General features: G+C 36.4%; 19 protein-coding genes. 1 reads left to right on the top strand and 18 read right to left on the bottom strand.

What is annotated here, in order from left to right:
- Positions 1-84: 84 nt before the first annotated feature.
- The 16 genes from citG to ACGH4F_RS02685 form a co-directional block, all read right to left on the bottom strand.
- A complete protein-coding gene (gene citG, locus ACGH4F_RS02760) occupies positions 85-969 on the bottom strand; it encodes a triphosphoribosyl-dephospho-CoA synthase CitG (protein WP_411589916.1) in 885 nt (294 codons plus the stop codon).
- A 125-nt stretch (positions 970-1,094) separates the two neighbouring features.
- On the bottom strand, positions 1,095-4,058 hold the full coding sequence (locus tag ACGH4F_RS02755) for a DNA translocase FtsK 4TM domain-containing protein (protein ID WP_411589915.1): 2,964 nt from the start codon (positions 4,056-4,058) through the stop codon (positions 1,095-1,097).
- A gap of 102 nt (positions 4,059-4,160) precedes the next feature.
- A complete protein-coding gene (locus ACGH4F_RS02750) occupies positions 4,161-4,682 on the bottom strand; it encodes a gamma carbonic anhydrase family protein (RefSeq protein WP_411589914.1) in 522 nt (173 codons plus the stop codon).
- Complete coding sequence (locus ACGH4F_RS02745) at positions 4,679-5,926, bottom strand: Bcr/CflA family multidrug efflux MFS transporter (RefSeq protein WP_411589913.1); 1,248 nt, start codon at positions 5,924-5,926, stop codon at positions 4,679-4,681. The genes ACGH4F_RS02750 and ACGH4F_RS02745 overlap by 4 nt, the downstream gene beginning before the upstream one ends.
- A 123-nt stretch (positions 5,927-6,049) precedes the next feature.
- Positions 6,050-6,742 (bottom strand): 16S rRNA pseudouridine(516) synthase RsuA, encoded by a 693-nt coding sequence (gene rsuA, locus ACGH4F_RS02740; RefSeq protein ID WP_411589912.1) that lies wholly within the window; start codon positions 6,740-6,742, stop codon positions 6,050-6,052.
- 13 nt (positions 6,743-6,755) lie between these two features.
- A complete protein-coding gene (locus ACGH4F_RS02735) occupies positions 6,756-7,493 on the bottom strand; it encodes a class I SAM-dependent methyltransferase (protein ID WP_411589911.1) in 738 nt (245 codons plus the stop codon).
- Entirely contained in the window at positions 7,480-9,507 is a 2,028-nt protein-coding gene (gene prlC / locus ACGH4F_RS02730; RefSeq protein ID WP_411589910.1) for an oligopeptidase A, read from the bottom strand. Before prlC ends, ACGH4F_RS02735 begins: the two co-directional genes overlap by 14 nt.
- An 89-nt stretch (positions 9,508-9,596) precedes the next feature.
- A complete protein-coding gene (locus ACGH4F_RS02725) occupies positions 9,597-9,854 on the bottom strand; it encodes a BolA family protein (RefSeq protein ID WP_220216609.1) in 258 nt (85 codons plus the stop codon).
- Between the two features lie 86 nt (positions 9,855-9,940).
- On the bottom strand, positions 9,941-10,213 hold the full coding sequence (locus tag ACGH4F_RS02720; protein ID WP_065558874.1) for an STAS domain-containing protein: 273 nt from the start codon (positions 10,211-10,213) through the stop codon (positions 9,941-9,943).
- Positions 10,214-10,219: 6 nt separating this feature from the next.
- Complete coding sequence (gene mlaC / locus ACGH4F_RS02715) at positions 10,220-10,864, bottom strand: phospholipid-binding protein MlaC (protein WP_411589909.1); 645 nt, start codon at positions 10,862-10,864, stop codon at positions 10,220-10,222.
- 12 nt (positions 10,865-10,876) lie between these two features.
- A complete protein-coding gene (gene mlaD, locus ACGH4F_RS02710) occupies positions 10,877-11,461 on the bottom strand; it encodes an outer membrane lipid asymmetry maintenance protein MlaD (protein ID WP_267352325.1) in 585 nt (194 codons plus the stop codon).
- Between the two features lie 11 nt (positions 11,462-11,472).
- Positions 11,473-12,252, bottom strand: coding sequence for a lipid asymmetry maintenance ABC transporter permease subunit MlaE (mlaE, locus tag ACGH4F_RS02705; protein ID WP_065558871.1), 780 nt, complete (start codon positions 12,250-12,252; stop codon positions 11,473-11,475).
- A gap of 3 nt (positions 12,253-12,255) precedes the next feature.
- On the bottom strand, positions 12,256-13,068 hold the full coding sequence (gene mlaF, locus ACGH4F_RS02700; RefSeq protein WP_267361458.1) for a phospholipid ABC transporter ATP-binding protein MlaF: 813 nt from the start codon (positions 13,066-13,068) through the stop codon (positions 12,256-12,258).
- Positions 13,069-13,331: 263 nt separating this feature from the next.
- A complete protein-coding gene (locus tag ACGH4F_RS02695; RefSeq protein WP_267380858.1) occupies positions 13,332-14,030 on the bottom strand; it encodes a methionine ABC transporter permease in 699 nt (232 codons plus the stop codon).
- The gene (locus ACGH4F_RS02690) at positions 14,031-15,074 is read right to left on the bottom strand and encodes a methionine ABC transporter ATP-binding protein (RefSeq protein WP_411589907.1); all 1,044 of its coding nucleotides are present in this window, start codon (positions 15,072-15,074) and stop codon (positions 14,031-14,033) included.
- A gap of 13 nt (positions 15,075-15,087) precedes the next feature.
- Positions 15,088-16,224 (bottom strand): amidohydrolase, encoded by a 1,137-nt coding sequence (locus tag ACGH4F_RS02685; RefSeq protein ID WP_411589906.1) that lies wholly within the window; start codon positions 16,222-16,224, stop codon positions 15,088-15,090.
- A gap of 182 nt (positions 16,225-16,406) precedes the next feature.
- On the opposite strand from ACGH4F_RS02685, the gene ACGH4F_RS02680 reads away from it, so the two are divergent.
- A complete protein-coding gene (locus ACGH4F_RS02680; RefSeq protein WP_411589905.1) occupies positions 16,407-17,255 on the top strand; it encodes a MetQ/NlpA family ABC transporter substrate-binding protein in 849 nt (282 codons plus the stop codon).
- Positions 17,256-17,288: 33 nt separating this feature from the next.
- On the opposite strand, the gene ACGH4F_RS02675 is transcribed toward ACGH4F_RS02680, so the two are convergent.
- Both ACGH4F_RS02675 and pepN read right to left on the bottom strand, forming a co-directional pair.
- Entirely contained in the window at positions 17,289-17,621 is a 333-nt protein-coding gene (locus tag ACGH4F_RS02675) for a rhodanese-like domain-containing protein (RefSeq protein ID WP_411589904.1), read from the bottom strand.
- Positions 17,622-17,755: 134 nt separating this feature from the next.
- Positions 17,756-20,392 (bottom strand): aminopeptidase N, encoded by a 2,637-nt coding sequence (gene pepN, locus ACGH4F_RS02670; RefSeq protein ID WP_411589903.1) that lies wholly within the window; start codon positions 20,390-20,392, stop codon positions 17,756-17,758.
- Positions 20,393-20,608 lie beyond the last annotated feature (216 nt).

Raw genomic sequence — 20,608 nt, 5'->3', positions numbered from 1 at the left:
AATACTTTGGGGGGTGAAATAATATATTATTAGTAATGATAATCAATATTATTTTAAATTTTTTTTGATCAATATCATTTTTTGCTAGTAATGAGATAAAAACCAGGTTATTGCAATAAGATCAGCAGAACCACCAGGGCTTAAATTGCGTTCAATCAACTTATCATCAAGTTGAGTTAATAGCTGAATGCCATCTGGGTGTGTAATGCCACCTTGCAAAATAATCTGCTTAGCCTGTTGTTTGACAAAGTTTAAACCCTCAAGACCACCTCTTGATACCAAATTGGTATCCTGATTATAGGCAAGCAAGTATAGCAATGCTTGTAATAAGGAATCTTCTTCATTATAACCATTATGTTGCATCTGTTTGTAAATAGGGAGCGAGATATTTATTGCTGTAGCATAACCTGATTCTGCTTCTCCTCGTGCGCCAGATAGGTTGTGTAGTTTAAATAGCTTTTCACCCACGGATTTTATTTGATGATTTTGTTTAAGCTCATGATCAACAATGCCTTGGCAAATTGTCGACACTTCGTGGCTGATACTTTGAATATTGATTTGTCGTTGTTGTTTCGTTAATCTACCGATAGCGCCAAGTAGCAAACCAAAAGCAAAAATCCCACCTTTATGAGTATTAATTTGATGTGTAGCATGGTACATCGCTTGTTCACACTGTATCCCAATAGGTCTTATATCAGTTAAAAAAAGATGAGGATCTTTATTAGCTGAATCCATTCCATACTGATAGAAGGGTTCAAACCAACACGATATTGCCTCAATACTGGCAATAAAAGTTTGAAAATTCATATCACGGTGAGCACCGTTATTATTCATATCAACCAGCCCGGGTTTGGGTGATAAGCATATCTCTCTGATTAAAGCTTTAATGGCAAATTGTACTGGTAAAGATTGCTGATCTTTAATCAGTTTTGATTCTATGAATGCCACTTGCTTTGAATAATCGTTCATTATTGATTAATACCTATATGAAATGTCAAACTTGCTTGTCTTTTTGAAATTGTTAGAAAAGGTAACTGAATGAATTAAACCGGTACATTACCAATCTATTTAAAAATAGATTGGTAATTAAAGAACTAGTAATCATTATGCGATGATGTAGCAAGTACTTCACGATTTCCATTGTGGCTTGGCGCACTGATAATGCCTTCGACTTCCATTTGCTCCACAATTCTTGCTGCTCGGTTGTAACCAATTCTAAATTTTCGCTGAACGCTTGAAATTGAGGCTCGGCGAGTTTCAACAACAAATTCTACAACCTGATCGAATAGGGGATCCAGTTCTTCGTCAAGACTATCTGAACTACCGCTTTCGCCGTCATCGGTGGCTACGGTGACATTTTCAATGTATTTTGGCGTACCACGCGCTTTCCAATCTTGAACGACCGCATGGACTTCTTCATCACGGACAAATGCACCATGAACACGTATCGGAATTGAACTATTAGGCGCAAGATATAGCATATCTCCCATACCAAGTAACGATTCTGCCCCCATTTGATCCAAAATAGTGCGTGAGTCTATTTTACTCGAAACTGTAAAAGCAATACGCGTAGGGATGTTGGCTTTGATTAAACCTGTAATTACATCTACGGATGGACGCTGCGTGGCTAATACAAGGTGAATACCCGCAGCCCGTGCTTTTTGAGCAAGCCTTGCAATTAATTCTTCGACTTTTTTACCTACTGCCATGATAAGATCGGCAAATTCATCAACCATGACAACAATATAAGGTAATTTTTCCAATGTCGGCATATTGAGATCCATACTGTCGGTTGGTTTCCAAAGTGGATCGGGAATCGGTCTACCCATTTCTTCAGCTTGTTTAATTTTTTCATTATAACCGGCAATATTGCGTACACCTAAAACTGACATAAGTCGGTAACGCTTTTCCATCTCATTAACACACCAATTAAGGGCGTTAGCGGCGTCTTTCATATCGGTGACGACTTGTGTTAATAGATGCGGGATCCCTTCATAAATTGACAGCTCAAGCATTTTTGGGTCAATCATAATAAAGCGAACATCTTCTGGCGATGATTTATATAAGATGCTTAAAATCATAGCATTGACACCAACGGATTTACCTGACCCTGTGGTACCAGCAACCAATAAATGTGGCATTTTGGCTAAATCGGCAACCACAGATTGCCCTGAGATATCTTTACCTAACACAACCGTAAGTGGCGATTGAGCATTTCTAAATTGTGGGCTGTCTAAAACTTCTCTAAAGTAGACTGTTTGTCGATTTTTATTCGGTAACTCTATGCCAACATAAGGTTTGCCTGGAATGACTTCTACCACACGTACAGATGGCATTGAAAGCGAACGTGCCAAATCCCGATCTAGCGTAGAAATACGAGCAGCTTTGATACCCGGTGCAAGTTCAATTTCAAAACGAGTAATAACCGGACCCGGCATATAATCGACAACTTTCGCTTTGACTCGATAGTCAGAAAGGCTTTTTTCGATCAATTCTGACATCGCATTTAAGGCTGCATGATCCACTTCAATGCGTGCTGTTGGTGGTGCAGTAAGTAAGTTTAATGACGGTAGCGGTGTAGTTGGTTTTGGTAGTGGTTTATCATCACGTCTTAATAATGGGTGAATCAAACTTTCTCCATCATCATTTTCTTCCTCTTCGCTGTCACTATCACGCAATGTTAAAGTGTGTACTTGAGTCTCCTCTAGCCTTACCTCTTCTGGATAAATGTCATCTATAATTGGGTTTTCTTGTTTAAGAATGTCTATATCGACATCTTCAGGTGGTTGTGTTACTTGGTTTTCAACCTCAAAATTATGCTGAGTTTCAACTTTTGTGTTATAAGGTGTATTTATTTCTTTGAAATATGATATTTCTCTCGTTAGTTCATCTTGTGTTGCAACGATTGGACTATCAGGATTAGCTTCGTGCGCATTATGCGTTAAGGTAAATAACGGTTTGATCGGTGCATCGGTGATCGTGTATTTATCTTCTTCAAAAGGCTCTGTTATTTCAAGCTTTTTAGCTTGAAAGTCTTGACCGTCAGTTTGAATTATCTGGTCTTGATTTTGTTGTTCATTGATGTTTTTCAAAATCAATTCCATACGAGCTAAGATATCACTTTGATTAAGTTCAGTGCTATTCTTTTTGCTCGATGTTTTTTTAGATGATTGCGTTTGTTTTGATGTTTCTAATGTTTGTAGTAGCTCTGCTGCTGTTTTGATGAGTTGTTCATTATCGTTAGCCGCTAAAGAGGTTGTTGAATTATCAGATTTTTTATTAATGCTTGTTTCTAATGACGGCTCACTATTTTTACTGCCTATATTTGTTTGAAAATCATCCATAGTATCTAATTGACTACTATTTGAATTGATTGACAGTGTTATTTGAGGTTCTTGGTCTTGAGATAATTTTTGATTTTTGGGTTCAGTATCGATTTGATTAACGTGATTGACACGACGGGATAGCAATAACCATTTTACTGGTGTAAGCAAAACCATAACAAAAGCACCAAGTTTTTCAATTATGTAAAGCCAAGATAGCCCCGTTAATAAAGTTACACAAGCAAAACAAACAGCAAGAAGAATCAAAGAAAGAACAAAGTTATTCATCATAGGTAAAAGATTTTCTATGACGATTGAACCAAGATAACCACCAGCTTCAAATTCGCTTGGATCACTAATATTTAATGCAAAAAAACCCGTACTACTAAAAACAAAGGCTAAAATACCAATTATCCGAAAAGAGACACTGAAATAATTAATCGGTTCGTTAGCATGTCGATAAAAATAACCAACTAACTGTACACAAATTAATGCAATAATGACAGGTAAACTAAATGCAATATAGCCTAGAAATTGGAACAAAATATCGGAAGCATAGGCACCAATTAAACCGCCAAAATTACTGACAGGATAATGCCAAGCCGTACGTGACCAACCCGGATCCGATGAGTTATAAGTCGATAGTGATAAAAACAAGCAAACGGATAATCCTATTAACGCTAATAGAATAAGTTCAATTATTATCTGTTTTCCTGTGATTTTTTGCTTTTTCAAACATGTACCTTAAAAATATCGCAGTAAATGGTTGGTATTTTACCATAAATTGCAATCTCTCACAGAGTGAATATGTTTAAATCACAATTTATTGGGCTACGATTAATCGACAAGATTGAGCGTTTTATTGAATCTTTCGCCATTTTGAACATAATGTTGTGCATTTTCAATATTGGCTGCGATTTCTGCTTGCGTTAATTTACGTACGATTTTAGCTGGGGAGCCAAGAATTAAGCAACCTTCTTCATAGGGTAAGCTATGCGTAACAAGGGAATTGGCACCGACTAAACAGTTTTTGGCAATTTTAGCCCCATTTAGAATGGTACTGCCCATACCAATTAGAACGTTATTGTCAATGGTACAGCTATGAAGAATAACATTATGGCCTACGGTGACATTTTCACCTACGATACACGGAATATTCGTTTCAATATGTATCGTTGAATTATCTTGTATATTGCTATTTTTGCCAATGAGAATGGGTGCGATATCACCTCGTAAAACGGCATTAAACCAAATTGAAACACCTTCTTCTAAAACTACATTACCAATGATATCCGCCGAATTAGCTATAAAACAGCGTTGATGAATTTGTGGTTTTAAATCACCCAATTGATAGATCATTGTTCATTCCTTCTGAAAGATTTTATACGCAAAAATAAACTGACCGCAATAAAGTTACAGATTACCATTGAACCAACCATGAACCATTCGCTCATGTTATGATTAACGGTTGTCTGGGGATGAGCAGCGACTAACGTAGAAAGTATTACACCAATAGCCCCCGCTACCGCAAATCGAAGCGTGCCTGCCAGCGAAGATGCCGTGCCTGCGATATGAGAATAAAAATCTAACACCACCGCCATGCTATTTCCGCCAATGGTTGATATACAACCAATATAACCCGCTATACAGATAACTAAATAGATAAACCCTAAATTGGTTATAGTTACCACTGTAAGTGCGATAGCCATGATAAATTGAATTAAAAGCCCAAATTGCATCATTTTGATTGAACCGACACGGCGAACAAAACGGCTATTAATCGTATTCATTATAATCATTACGGTAATATTGAGGGCAAAATAATAACCAAAATGAATCGATTCGACACCATGCAAGTTCATATAGACAAATGGCCCTAAACTAAGAAATGAGAATAATCCAGCCCCTGAAAATGCGCCGATCATCATATACATCAATACTTGTCTATGCCGAAATAACGTTATGAAATTACTGAGAATGCGCGTTAAACTAAATTTATCTCGTTTAGATTGACTTAATGTTTCTGGAATAGTCGTAAAAACGAATACCAAACACAACAATGCAATTAATCCAAGGGCAAAAAAATTGGCTTGCCAATTAAACCAATATAATACAAATCCGCCAATAATCGGTGCAAGTAGCGGAGCGACATTTGAGATTAACATAACAAAAGACATCATTTTAGAAAACTCATCACGATCACGATAAATGTCTTTCATTAATGCGTTCACAACGATAGCTGTTGCAGCAGCAGCTATACCATGAAAAAATCGAGCCGTAATCAATTGATGAATGTTGGCCGCAATTCCACAACTTATAGAAGCTAATATGAAAATAATTAACCCAAAAATTAAGACATAACGGCGCCCATAGCTATCAGTTAAAGGACCAAAAATGAGTTGACCAAATGAAAATCCCAATAAATAACAACTAATGGTGAGTTGTACTGTTGCATCAGAAACATGAAAATTTTCGGCGATGGTTGGCATACTTGGTAAGTACATATCTATGGATAGTGGCATTAACATAGATAATAATCCAAGAATAAAAATAAGTGCTTTTTTCGAGATGTTGATCTCTATTGGTTTGTCATAGGGCTGCACGTAGCGATTCCTTCATGGATTGTTGGCTTTCATTAATTATTAACTTTTCATTTTTTGATAATAATGGCTCGATTAAATTAGCTTGATCATTAAATTCACTTATTAATGAAGGCTTTATATTGGCTATTTACAAAATGATTTAATCTCATCTTCCGTAAGCGGACGATATTCGCCTTCAGGAACATCGAGAATAATATTGCCAATTTGTTTGCGATGCAATGCAATAACATGATTATTTACCGCCGCAAACATTCGTTTAACTTGATGATAACGTCCTTCACTAATTATTAATTCCGCATGAAATTCATCGATAATTGTCAGTTTAGCCGGTTTTGTCAGTGTTTTTTCACTTTTTAACTGGATGCCATTGTGAAATATTTCAATTAAATTATCGGTTAATGGGTGTTCAACAGTCACTTGATATACTTTTTCGCAATGGTGCTTAGGAGATGTAATGCGATGTGACCACTGACCATCATCGGTTAATAACACAAGTCCAGTCGTATCTAGATCCAGTCGTCCTGCTGCATGAAGTTTTTCAGACATGGGTTCATCAATAAAATAGAGAATTGTTGGATGATCAGGATCATCCGTCGAGCAGACATAGCCTTGAGGTTTATTCAACATAAAGTAGCGGTTTTGTGTGATGGGTATGATTTCATAACCATCGTATTCGACAAGTTGTTCTGGACTAAGTTGATAAGCTCCTGATTTTATGATTTCACCATCCACGGTAACTTTTTTCGCTTTTAATTCTTTATTAACAATTGTACGGCTAATGCCTAAATGATGAGCGAGAAATTTATCTAATCGCATAATATTAACATTCCTATAGTGCACTGACAGGGGTATATATATCAAATCGGTGATTTTTGGTTTTAATTTCAGCGGTTGGTTTTTCATTGGCGAGAAAAGGTGCAGTATCTGGTCTTTTTACGACAACCCGTTTTTTAGCTAAGCGCCTTGCCGGTTCAAGTAGACTATCAGCATCACTATCACTCCCCACCAATTGTTGAAAAATACGCATTTCTTTTTTGACTAGCGCACTTTTTTGACGATGTGGAAACATCGGGTCAAGGTAGACAACATCTGGTTTTTCTGGATAGGACTCAAGTCCAGTAATACTCGAATGATAGATAAGATGTAAATGCTGCTGAAGCCAACTACCTATATTGGGATCTTGATAGGCACGTTGTAGACCATCGTCTAACAAAGCCGCAACGACAGGATGTCTTTCAAACATAGTAACATGACAACCTATAGCGGCTAATACAAATGCATCACGTCCAAGCCCAGCCGTTGCGTCCACGACGGTAGGTAAGTAATCACCTTTTACCCCAACAGCTTTTGCTATCGCTTCACCGCGTCCTCCACCAAATTGACGGCGATGCGCCATGGCGCCAGAGGTAAAATCAACAGCGATGGCACCTAATTTAGGCTCATCTGTTTTTTGTAGCGCTAGCTGATCATTTTGATTAAGTAGGACAAAAGGAAGATCTGCATGTGTGGATAACCACTGCTCAGCTAATTGGCTTAGCTGAGCGCAATGAGAACTAGTGGATACCATAATGACGTAGTAAAGCCTCTAGTTGGGGTTCGCGACCTCGGAAGTTTTTGAACAGTGTCATAGGTTCATCGCTTCCACCTTGCGATAAAATATTGTCGAGGAAAGCATTTCCCGTTTTTGTATTAAAAATGCCTTCTTCTTCAAAACGAGAAAAGGCGTCAGCAGATAATACTTCAGCCCAGAGATAGCTGTAATAACCTGCGGCATAGCCCCCTGCAAAAATATGGCTAAAGGCGTGAGGGAATCGTCCCCATTCAACAGTTGGAACCACAGCGACTAATTCTCGAACTTGCTTTAATGTTTCTAAAATATCAGGATCTTTTTGAATGTGAAGTTTAAAATCAAACAGTCCAAACTCTAACTGACGTAAAATAAATAGCGCTGCTTGATAATTTTTAGCATCTAACATTTTTTCAAGCATTTCAGCAGGTAAAGGTTCACCTGTTTCATAATGTCCAGAAATAAACGCTAATGCTTCGGGTTCCCAGCACCAGTTTTCTAAAAATTGGCTTGGTAATTCAACTGCATCCCATGGCACACCATTGATTCCTGCAACAGAAGAGACATCAATTTCAGTCAGCATATGATGAAGTCCATGTCCAAACTCATGAAATAGCGTTGTGACTTCATTATGTGTAAATAGTGCAGGTTTATCGCCAATAGGGCGGTTAAAATTGCAGGTTAAATAAGCAACTGGTTTTTGCACGTGACCATCAGCAAAACGCATACGACCAATACAATCATCCATCCATGCGCCTCCTCGTTTATGTTCACGAGCATATAAGTCAAGGTAAAAGCTACCTTTTAATTCACCATCTGTATTATAAAGGTCATAAAATTTAACTTCAGGATCCCAAACTTCGACGCCTTGTCGTTGTTTTGCTGTAATGCCAAATACACGATGAACAACTTCAAATAGACCATTTATAACAGTTTGCTCTGGGAAATAAGGGCGCAACTCTTCATCATTGATGGTATAAAGATATTGTTTTTGTTTTTCACTGTAATAAGCTATGTCCCAAGGTTTAATATCACTAGCGCCAAAAAATTCGTAAGCATAACGTTTTAAATCGGCTAGTTCTTTTTCGCCTTGCGGTTTTGCCTTACTTGCTAAATCAGTTAAAAATTCGATGACTTGCTGTGTAGATTCAGCCATTTTAGTTGCCAAGGATTTATCGGCATAAGTCTCAAAGCCTAATAAATGTGCTAGCTCATCACGCAATGATAAAATTTGTTTTATTATTTCAGTATTATCCCATTTACCCGCGTTGGGTCCTTGGTCTGATGCTCTTGTATTATAAGCTTGATAAAGCTCAAAACGCAGATCACGATTATCACAGTAAGTCATAATAGGTAAATAACTTGGGATATCAAGGGTGAGTAACCAGCCTTCTTGACCTTTGGCTTTGGCTTGCTCTTTAGCTGCTGCTAATGCACTTTCTGGCATGCCTTTAAGGTCATCTAAATTTGTGATTAATTTTGTCCACCCCATGGTCGCATCTAAAACATTGTTACTATATTTAGAGGAGAGTTCCGAAAGTTTAGCAACGATTTCACCATAGCGCTTTTGTTTATCTTCCGGTAATCCGATTCCGGATAACTCAAAGTCACGTAATGCATTATCGATCACTTTTTTTTGCGCTTTAGTCAGTTTGGTATACTCTTCACTTTCTTTAATCTGTTTATAGGCTTGATAAAGCGGTTTATGCTGTCCAACCCATGTGCTGTATTCTGATAATAATGGCAAACAAGCTTCATAGGCTTCTCTAAGTTCAGGGCTATTTTTTACAGAATTAAGATGGCTAATAGGAGACCATGCTCGACTAAATTTTTCGTCCATTTCATCAATGGGTTGGATTAAATTATCCCAAGTGTATTGACTATTTTTAGTTAATACGGTTTCAATCGTATGACGACAATTTTTCAAAGCCTCTTGAATTGCAGGTAAAACATGTTCAGGCTTGATTTGTGAAAATAAAGGAAGTGGTGTAGTTTTTAGTAATGGGTTTGTCATGTTGCGATACCTTTGTACAATGATATTGTTGTTTTATAGAACATCAGGTTATGGAAATAGCCATTCATTTAGTTTTGATGAAGAGGGCGCTATAATCCCATTAATTTCCGCTCACGTTGCCATTCTGTTGGAGTATAAGTTTTAATTGATAAGGCATGAATACGGTTATCATTAATAAATTCTGCGAGAGGAGCATAAATAGCTTGTTGCTTTTTTACTCTGCTTAGATCTGCAAATAATTCACCAATAGCAATGACCTGAAAATGACTACCATCATTAGTCATGACATGCACTTCCTCAAGATCAAGTGAACTTTTTAATTTATCTATTATTTGCTGTTTGTCCATTATTAAAACTCATTATTTTTTGTGATTTTATGTTGAATATTATTCATATTATCTTAATTTGTCTTTTGATTAAAGATGAGCGTAACTTATTTTAGTATCACTGGTTGTAAATCATAAAGCGCAATTAAAGTAAGTAACTGAGGATTCACACTGTCTAAAGTAACATTATATTTATTACAAAAATAGACAAGTGTGGCAAGTCCCGAAGAGTCAACACGAATCAGCTGTGCCACATCAATTTTTTTCACCTCTTTTAATAGTGTATTTTGTATTGACCATATATCACTTAAGGAGTGAGCATCAAGCTCACCCTTTAGATATAATATATCTTGTTGCTTTTCGGTTGTGATTCGTGACATGTTAAGTTAACCTTTAGGTTTTTGATTCGGGTCTATTTTACGATTGGAAAGATCATTTAATTGCTTCGTTAATGCATCAATACCATTTTGTCTTAAAATAGTTGACCATTCATTTTGCTTGGTAGTAATCATACTTACCCCTTCGGCAATTAAATCGTAAGCTTTCCATTCACCCGTCACCGAGTTCTTTCGCCATTGAAAATCAATACGTAATGGTTGTTGACCTTTGTCTGGTTGATTTAATAATACTCGAATAGAAATTAATGTTTTTCCAGTTAAATCTTTTGCTTTTTCAACTTGGTAAGATTGCCCATTATACATAGATAATGCTTGCGCAAAAGCTTGAACGAGATAGTTTTCAAAAGCATTAAAATAGGCTGTACGTTGCGCATCGGTCGCATCTTTATAGGCGTTGCCTAGAATTAGCGCACCCGCATATTTGACTTGTACATAAGGCAATAGGTCAGATTTCACAATATCTTTGAGCAAATTAGGATTTGATTTGATTGCTGATTGTTGTGCTTTCATGGTACTAAAAATTTTGTCAGCGGCCACTTGCATTTCATCATAAGGATTATTTTCAGCAAAAGCTGACATACTAACTGCTAAAGCGAAAATTAAAAAAATAGTTTGCTTAAATTTGGTTAACATAATGACAACTCCTTACTGTTCATTTGTATCTTGCGTATTTTGTTTCTTTTCTTTATTTGATGAATCACCCATACTATAAAGAAACTGACCAATTAAATCTTCTAACACCATTGCTGGTTTAGTATTGCTAACAACAAATCCTTCTTGAAAATAAGGTGGTTTGTCATTTTTTTGAGCCGTTGTATTAGTGGCATCAGGGGCATCTAATGCGTCAATGGCGAATTCGGTCGATTGATCTAACCCCAAATTGATATCAATAAATTGTTCACCTAAAATTCCTGAGGTTTTGATTGATAGCGAGCTGGAGCTTGGAATTTTATTGTACTGACTATCGATATCCATTGTTACATACGGTTTATAAATATCACTTCCTGATGATGTTAAGCTAATATTGGTTATTCGCCCAATTACCACCCCACCAATTTTGATTGGTGATCTAACTTTTAATCCGCCAATATTGTCAAATACGGCGTATACTCGATATGAATTATGGCTAGTAAAAGATGTAGGATCGGTAACGCGAAAACATAAAAATAGTACTGAGCAAATGACTAGTACCATGAATAATCCAACTGTAATTTCGACTTTACGACTCATGTTTAATGACCTCAATGACTAAACATTAATGCGGTTAAAATAAAATCTAACCCCAAAATAACTAATGATGAATAAACAACTGTATTGGTAGTTGCTCGACTAATTCCTTCAGATGTTGGTACGCAATCGTAACCATTAAAAAGTGCAATCCAAGTACTGGCAATTGCAAAGGCAAAACTTTTTACAAAACAGTTGCCTAAATCATGCCACCAGTCAACATTACTTTGAATGGAAGACCAAAAAAATCCTGCATCAATACCTTTCCAATCAACGCCAACTAATACACCACCTAAAATACCAACTGCGACAAAAATAGCCGTTAAAAACGGCATAGAGAAAAATCCAGCCCAGAAACGGGGTGCAATAATACGCCGTAAGGGATCGACTGCCATCATTTCCATGCTTGATAGTTGTTCGGTAGCTTTCATGAGACCAATTTCAGCTGTTAACGCCGACCCGGCACGTCCAGCAAATAATAATCCAGCAACAACAGGGCCTAGTTCACGCAATAAAGCCAGCGCAACCATCATACCTAAACTTGCCTCAGCACCAAATGTGGTTAAGATAAAATAACCTTGTAGTGCAAGCACCATACCAATAAAAAGTCCAGATACAATAATAATCGTTAAAGATTGTACGCCAACAAAATAAAATTGTTTGACCAGTAATGGGAACTGTTTCGCAAATTGTGGACGTCCAATGAGTGCTCCAAAAAGCATCATCCCTGAACGCCCCATTAAAGCGATAAGATTAATTAACCATTTTCCCAATCTTTCAAGTAAATTAAACATATGTTATATACCTCGGCTTAGGTCTAATTTATAGTCATCAGCGGGATAATGAAAAGGGACTGGTCCATCAGCTAAGCCTTCAAGAAATTGTTTTACACGCAAGTCGTCATTTTCGCGTAATTGCTGTGAGGTTCCGCCTGCAATAATGTGTTGTTCAGCAACGATGTAAGCATAGTCCGCAATACTAAGAACTTCATTCACATCATGACTGACAACAATACAGGTTAATCCAAGCGATTGATTGATTTCTGAGATTAATTTAACAATGACGCCCATTGAGATTGGGTCTTGACCGGCAAAAGGTTCATCAAACATAATTAAATCAGGGTCAAGGGCAATGGCTCTGGCTAGCGCGGCTCGCCTTGCCATACCTCCGGATAATTCTGACGGCATCATATGGGCGGCGCCTCGAAGACCAACAGACTGGAGTTTCATCAATACTAAATTGTGTAATACAGGCTCAGGTAAATCAAGGTGTTCACGAATCGGGTAGGCAACATTATCGAAAACAGAAAGATCGGTAAATAGTGCGCCAGATTGGAATAGCATGCTCATGCGTTTTCTAACTTCATAGAGTCGGGCGCGAGACATACTTGGAATATCTTCACCATCGAATAATATTTTTCCTGATTGAGGTTTTAATTGACCACCGATTAGACGCAGTAGCGTGGTTTTACCAATACCTGAAGGCCCCATAATCGCTGTCACTTTGCCTTTTGGGACATTCAAGCTCATATTTTTATAAATTGGTCTTGTTCCTCGATAAAATGACATATCATGAATTTCAACCAAATTTTGCTGTAATGAGTCAGTCACTATGATTCCTACACTACCTTAATTAATTAAAATTAACGTTATTTTACTTGATAATGGCAAATAAAGAAATCGATAAAACATATTGTCAATCCTTATATTATGGTAATGCTTAAGGTAAAAAGCATTTTTTAATTAAAAATCACTGAATCTTGATTTGTAATAGTCAAAAAAACTAAATAAGGTTTTTAGCGTGTTAAATCATTTTTTAGTCTGGCATTAAGCTGCGTTTCTAATCGGTTCAAATAATAATCACATATTCTGATTTATTCATGCCTTGCTTTGCGAGCTAAAAAATTACCTGTGCTTTGCACCAATTGAATCACAATAACTAAAATGACCACGCAAATATAGGTAACTGTGGTATCAAAACGTTGATAACCATATGAAATGGCTAAGTCACCAATACCGCCTGCGCCAACTGCACCCGCCATTGCTGTCGCTCCAATTAAGCCGATAGTGGCAGTGGTTAGGGTTAAAATCAATGAACTAAATGCTTCAGGTAATATAAAGTACCAAATGATCTGGATTGGTGTTGCCCCCATTGATTCAGCGGCTTCAATAATGCCACTGTTTACTTCAAGTAAAGAATTTTCAACTAAGCGAGCAATGTAAGGGGCGACATAAAATGTTAAAGGCACGATAGCTGCTGTTGTACCAATCGAACTACCCACAATAAATTTAGTAAAAGGGACAATTGCCACTAGTAAAATAATAAAAGGTAGCGAACGAACTAAATTAATAATAGGATTCATAATCCGATATATTCGATTATTTTCAAGCAATCCTCCTGGGCGAGTTGTCACTAAACAAACACCGAGTGAAATACCAATTAATGAACCCAGTATTAAAGCGAAAAACACCATATAAAATGTTTCATAACTCGCTTGGATAAATTGCTCAACTGTCACGGTGGTTGAAATATTAGCTTTGAAATATTCAAGGATATTGGTGAAAATTTGCATTTAGTTTTCCTCCCAGTGGTTTATTTCAGTAACTTGTACGCCATGTTCTCGAAGGAATTGTACGGCTTCTTGGATATTGCTATCGTTACCTTTTAACTGAATAAACATACTGCCTAAAACCGTTTTTTCAATTTCAGACATATGAGCAAATAGAATATTAACGACAACAATTTGTTTTAAAATGAGTGAGTTGATAACAGGCTCTGAAGCTGAGCGACCTAAAAATTCAAGTTTAAATAGTTTAATATTGTCTTTTTTGCCTTCTAGCTCTAACAAATTTTCAACAACACCCTTTGGGATTTGATTACTAATGACTGAATTGACAAAATTTCGAGTTGTTTGGTGTTGTGGGTGTCCAAATACATCCAGCACGTTGCCTTGTTCAATAATTTTACCTTTTTCCATTACGGCTACCTTATGGCAAATTTGTTCAATAACATGCATTTCGTGAGTGATTAAAACTACCGTTATTTTATATTTTTCATTGATTTTTTTGATTAAATCTAAGATTGCTCGTGTAGTTTGAGGATCAAGTGCCGAAGTCGCCTCATCACAGAGTAAAATATCAGGATCGTTAGCTAACGCTCTTGCTATGCCGATTCGCTGTTTTTGTCCACCAGACAGCTCTTTAGGATAACTATCTGCTTTGTCACTTAATCCAACAAATTCTAATAATTCATTTACTTTTTGTTTAATCGTATGTTTATCTTTTTTGATTAGAATTAAAGGAATAGCAATGTTTTCATAAACGGTTTTTGATTCAAGTAAATTAAAGTGCTGAAATATCATGCCGATCTTTCGCCTAACTTGGCGTAAATCAGAACTGGATAGTTGATTTAAAATTTGATTTTGTACGATCACTTGACCTTGTGTCGGTTTTTCAAGGTAATTAATTAAACGAACTAAAGTGCTTTTACCTGCACCACTATAACCAATGATGCCAAAAATATCCCCTTTATCAATAGTTAAGTTGATCTTGTCTAAGGCTTGAGTGGTGATGCCGTTTCGCTCATATTGCTTGGATACATTTTCAAATCTAATCATTCTTGCGTCCCTATTAACTTTGGTCTATTTGGATAAGCGCTTGTTTGGCAAGTTTAGCTAAATAGTTTGCTGCAGGTATTATCATGTCAGGATTAATTTGAAATTTAGGGTGGTGAAGTGCATAAGGGCTTTGAGAACCAAGGTTAATAAATGCGCCCGGTACATGATGTAAATAATGGGCAAAATCTTCACCGCCTAATTGAGGTTGAAAATCAATGATTTCATAACCTTCTTGTCTTGCAATATTTTTTGCAAGCTCGACCCAATTTTCTACATTTATGATTGAAGGAGGGCCTTCGAACCATTTTAATTCAGCTTTTGCGCCCATTGCAATAGCAATATGTTCAATAATAGACCTTAACTGTTGTTTGACTTTAGCTCTGATTTGCGGTGTAAGAGTTCTTACCGTGCCTTCCATTTCAACCTTTTCAGGTATCACGTTCCAAGTATTTCCACCTTCAAATTTAGTAATGCTGACAATTACAGCATCAAGACCACTTACAGAACGACTTGAAATAGTTTGTATGGCGTTTACAATTTGTGCACCAATAACAATAGGATCAATACCCGATTCAGGTCTTGCTGCATGTGCTCCAACACCGGTTATGGTAATTTCAATGCGATCGACATTAGCTGAAAAAGGGCCAGCTCGTGATGCCATTTGATTAATGGTTAAATTAGGGTTGTTGTGTAAACCGAGTATGGCATCGACTCCTTTTAATGCCCCAATTTTGATAAACTGTAGAGCTCCACTAAAGTTTTCTTCCGCAGGTTGGAATAGTAAACGAATGGTCCCTGTTAAATCTTTTTCGTGTTCTTTTAAAAGATAAGCCGCTCCCATCAAAATTGAGGCATGTACATCATGCCCACAAGCGTGCATAACATTTTTATTTTGGGAACGATAATCACAATTTGTTTGTTCATGGATGGGTAACGCATCAATATCAGCTCGTAAAGCCAGAATAGGGGAGCCTGTTCCAATTTCGGCAATGACCCCCGTTTTAGCACCTAATTCTATTATTTTAATGTTTGCTTTTTCTAAATAGGTTTTCAATATTTTAGTCGTTTCGAATTCTTGATTTGAAAGCTCAGGATTTTGATGTAATGTAACAAAAAGTTGATGAATAGTTTGTGCAATGGGCTGATGCATAATATATCCAAAAAATGATTATGAGATGTTTTTAACGTTAGCACAGCTTAATTTTTCAACCTAATAATCGTTTTTTATATCTTATTCCAAAAAGTTATAAGATAGAATTACTTGGAATAAATAAACCATTATTTCTGTGCTAGAGTAAAACAAATGTCGATAGCCGATAAAGGGTAACTCAAATGAAAAATGGTTTTATCAAACATAAATTCTTACAACATATTGCTATTGTGGTTTTATTTAGTTCTGCATGTTTAATGAGCGCTTGTGATAATTCCTCAAAACAAGCTAATAATCAAACCAAAAAAGAGATTAGTATGGGGGTATCACCCGGTCCATATAATGATCTTTTTAGAGATGCGGTAAAACCTATTCTTGAATCAGAAGGATATAAAGTTAAATTGGTTAATTTTCCACATTTATTAGAATCGGATGTGGCATTGAGTGAAGGAAGCATTGATTTAACCGTTGCACAACATACTGCTTATATGAATGTATTTAATGCCCAACGCAAAGCTAATTTAAAGCCAGTTGTGCATGTGCCATCCGTACCCGCGGCGATTTTCTCTAATAAGTATCAATCATTAGATAAGGTTTTTTCAGGGGCTAAAGTGGCGATTCCTCAAGATGCTTCAAATGCTGCACGGTCTTATAATTTACTTGAAAAAGCAGGATGGATTAAATTGAAAGAAAATACGAATCCTATTTTAGCGAGTAAAAATGATATCGCTGAAAACTTAGAGGGCATCGATATTATTGAAATGGATTCGGCAAATATTCCTAGAGTTCTTAATGAGCTTGATTTTGCTGTCATTCCGGGGAGTATTGTTTATTCGGCCAACATTGATTCAAGCAAAGCATTGCTTTTGGAAACCATTGTCCCCGATTTAGAAATTATGGTTGTGGTGAATGAAGGTAATGAAAACAGTCAATGGGCGCAGGATGTCAAACGTATTTATCAATCCCAACAATTTAAGGATTATATGCAAGCTCACAATCAAAATGGTTATTGGGTGATGCCACAAGAATAAAATCCAAAATGTGCCCGTTGTGAAGGCGGGCATTTAATATCTTGGCATTTGCGTGTCAACGGTTAATGCCCAAGCATCAATCCCACCACTAAGATTATAAAGATAATCAGTATCAAAACCATTTTCAGCTAAATAATTGGCAACATTAAGGCTCCGAACTCCGTGGTGACAGTAAAGTACAATGTCGATTTCATCGGGTATTTTATCTAAATAAAGTGGGATAAGATTCATTGGAATATGGACGGAATTTTCAAGGCGGCATATGGCTACTTCGTTAGATTCACGTACATCAAGTAAAAATAGAGGATGTTTCTGATTTAATTTTTCTGCAACTTCTGTCGGTGTAATAGATTTTATGTTGGTCATGATTTTTAATATTGTTAAGTAATGGTAAAAAATTGGATGTTTTATTTGTGTCTGAATATAAAGCAAAAACATATCAAGTTTCAAATGATTTTAACATCATCCTGTTCGAGGAAAACAGGATGATGTGTTGAGTGTTATGCAGCTAAAGCTTTGCTAATTTTTTCATATAAGTCTTTTGATAAATGATCCAGTTTTAATAAGGTTTCAAGTGCTTGACGCATTTGTTGCTGACGTTGTTGATCATAACGTTTCAATCTGATTAATGGATCGATCAATCTTGCCGCAACCTGCGGATTTTTTTGATTTAATTCCATTAATATTTCGACTAAAAATTGATATCCACTCCCATCAGTTGCATGGAAAGCTACAGGATTATTATTAACAAAAGCACCGATTAAAGCGCGAATCCGATTGGGATTACTGAGCGAAAAGGATCGATGAGTTAAAAGTTTTTTCACCGTTGAAAGTGCATTTTTTTCTGGACTCGATGCATTCAAAGCTAACCACTTATCCATCACTAATCCGTCTTGATGCCATTTATTATCAAAATCGGCTAAAAGTTCTTGATGACAATCAAGCTGAGCTTTAACAGCAACTGTTAATGCAGCGATGGTATCTGTCATATTGTCTGCTTGATAATATTGTTGATGAACCAGATGATTTGCTTGTGATTTCTCATCGGCATGGGCTAAAAGCATCAAACAGGCATTTTTTAATGAGCGTTTAGCAATATCTTCATGTTCAATCCGATAATTTTCGATTTTATTGTGACGGTAAACTGCGGTTAATTCATCATAAAGTGCATTACCAAAACACGTTAATAAAAACAGGCGGACTTGATAGATGGCTATTGGGTCAACGACACTAAATAAATTGGCTAGTTCATTTTCCGAAGGTAAAGTGATGATTTGGGCAATAAGAGAGGGATCTGTTGATTCGGATAATAATATTGCTCTAAATGCATCGATAACTGAATCAGGAAGGCTTAGTTGTCGATTATCTTGATAATTTTTAACATTTTCCCGAATATATTTAATTAATAGCATTTGCGCAGCATCATAACGACTAAACGCATTGGTTGCATGTTGCATCAAAAAAATCAAATCACTATCTTGATAATCATAGGTCATTTTTACCGGTGCAGAAAAATCACGTAATAATGAAATAATCGGTTTTTCATTCACGTTATCGAAAACAAATTGTTGTTTTGCTTGTGTTAAATTTAAAACGTGATGAATTGGCAGTTGGTTATGCTCAAGTTTAATGATTTCGCCGTTATGTTGATATAATTCAATATCAACAGGGATATGCAAAGCTTTCTTTTCAGCTTGATCTAAGGTTGCAGGCGTGTTTTGTTCGATAGTTAAATAATAGTGTTTGCTTTTTTCATCATAGCTATCTGTAATGGTTAATTCTGGTGTACCTGATTGGCTGTACCATAATTTGAATTGTGTTAAATCAATGCCTGAAGCATCTTGCATCGCAGCGACAAAGTCATCGCAAGTTGCTGCACTTCCGTCATGACGTTCAAAATAGCGTTTCATGCCAGCTTGAAACTTATCTTCGCCTAACAAGGTATGCATCATTCGTATCACTTCAGCCCCTTTTTCGTACACAGTTACCGTATAGAAATTATTCATTTCTATGACTTGATCAGGACGAATAGGATGGGACATCGGACTTGCATCTTCAGCAAATTGGACACTACGTAAGATTTTAACATCATCAATTCGCTTAACGGCTCTAGAGCCCATATCTGCGCTAAACTCTTGATCACGAAAAACCGTCAAACCTTCTTTTAAGCTAAGTTGAAACCAATCACGACAAGTAACACGATTACCTGTCCAATTATGAAAGTATTCGTGACCAATAACACTTTCGATACCTAAATAATCATCATCAGTAGCCGTTTCTGGTTTGGCAAGAACATATTTTGAGTTGAAAATATTCAGACCTTTGTTTTCCATTGCGCCCATATTAAAAAAGTCAACGGCAACAATCATAAAAATATCTAAGTCATATTCTAATCCAAAACGAGTTTCATCCCAGCGCATAGCATTTTTTAAACTGGTCATTGCCCAATGTGAACGATCTAAATTGCCTTTATCAACATAAATCTCCAGATCAACTTTACGGTTTGAACGAGTTATAAACTGATCTTTAAGAATATCAAAATCTCCGGCAACCAATGCAAACAAGTAGGCGGGTTTAGGAAATGGATCTTGCCATTGTACCCAATGACGACCGTCTGAAAGTTCTCCTTGTGCAATGCGGTTACCATTAGAAAGCAGATATGGGTATTGTTGTTTATTGGCGGTAATACGAGTTGAAAAACGCGCTAAAACATCGGGTCTATCTAAATAGTATGTGATATGACGAAAACCTTCAGCTTCACATTGTGTACAAAGTGCTTCTCCAGAAACATACAATCCTTCTAGTGCAGTGTTATCAATCGGTTTTATTTCATTGACAATGGTTAGTGTAAATTCATCTGAAGGAACATTATGAATAATAATGCCTGAGTTGGTAATGTGATAATCCTGCCAAGGCTGTTCATCGATATTGATAGCGATTAATGTTAAGTCTTCTCCATCTAAAACTAAGTCTGAGGCTTTAGCATTTTTTTGTATAATATGGCTTCGAGCCGTGACTGTTGTGATTTCTGCGGATAAGTTAAAATCAAGATCGATATCCGTAATGGTAAAATCGGGTGCTTTATAGTCCAGTCGATACTTTGCAGTTGGTTGTGTTTTGGTATTATTCGTTGTCATAGTTATTGTGCCTTTTATTTTTATAAATAATTAAAATTCGATAAATATTGCATGATTTTCACAACTGCACTTATCGTTATTGGTGATGTTTAATTAATTCTTTTGAGTATAGTTAAGTTATACTATTTAATCTGGTTTGTTATTAATATTATAGCCTAATGAAGATAGGTTATTATATATTTAATCTATATCTTCAATATTATTCTGCTATAATCT

It is taken from the genome of Gilliamella sp. CG35 (genome assembly GCF_046635745.1).
GTDB lineage: Bacteria > Pseudomonadota > Gammaproteobacteria > Enterobacterales > Orbaceae > Gilliamella > Gilliamella apicola_I.
The sequence above is the reverse complement of the archived record's forward strand: the minus strand, read 5'-3'. Positions and strand labels throughout refer to the sequence as shown.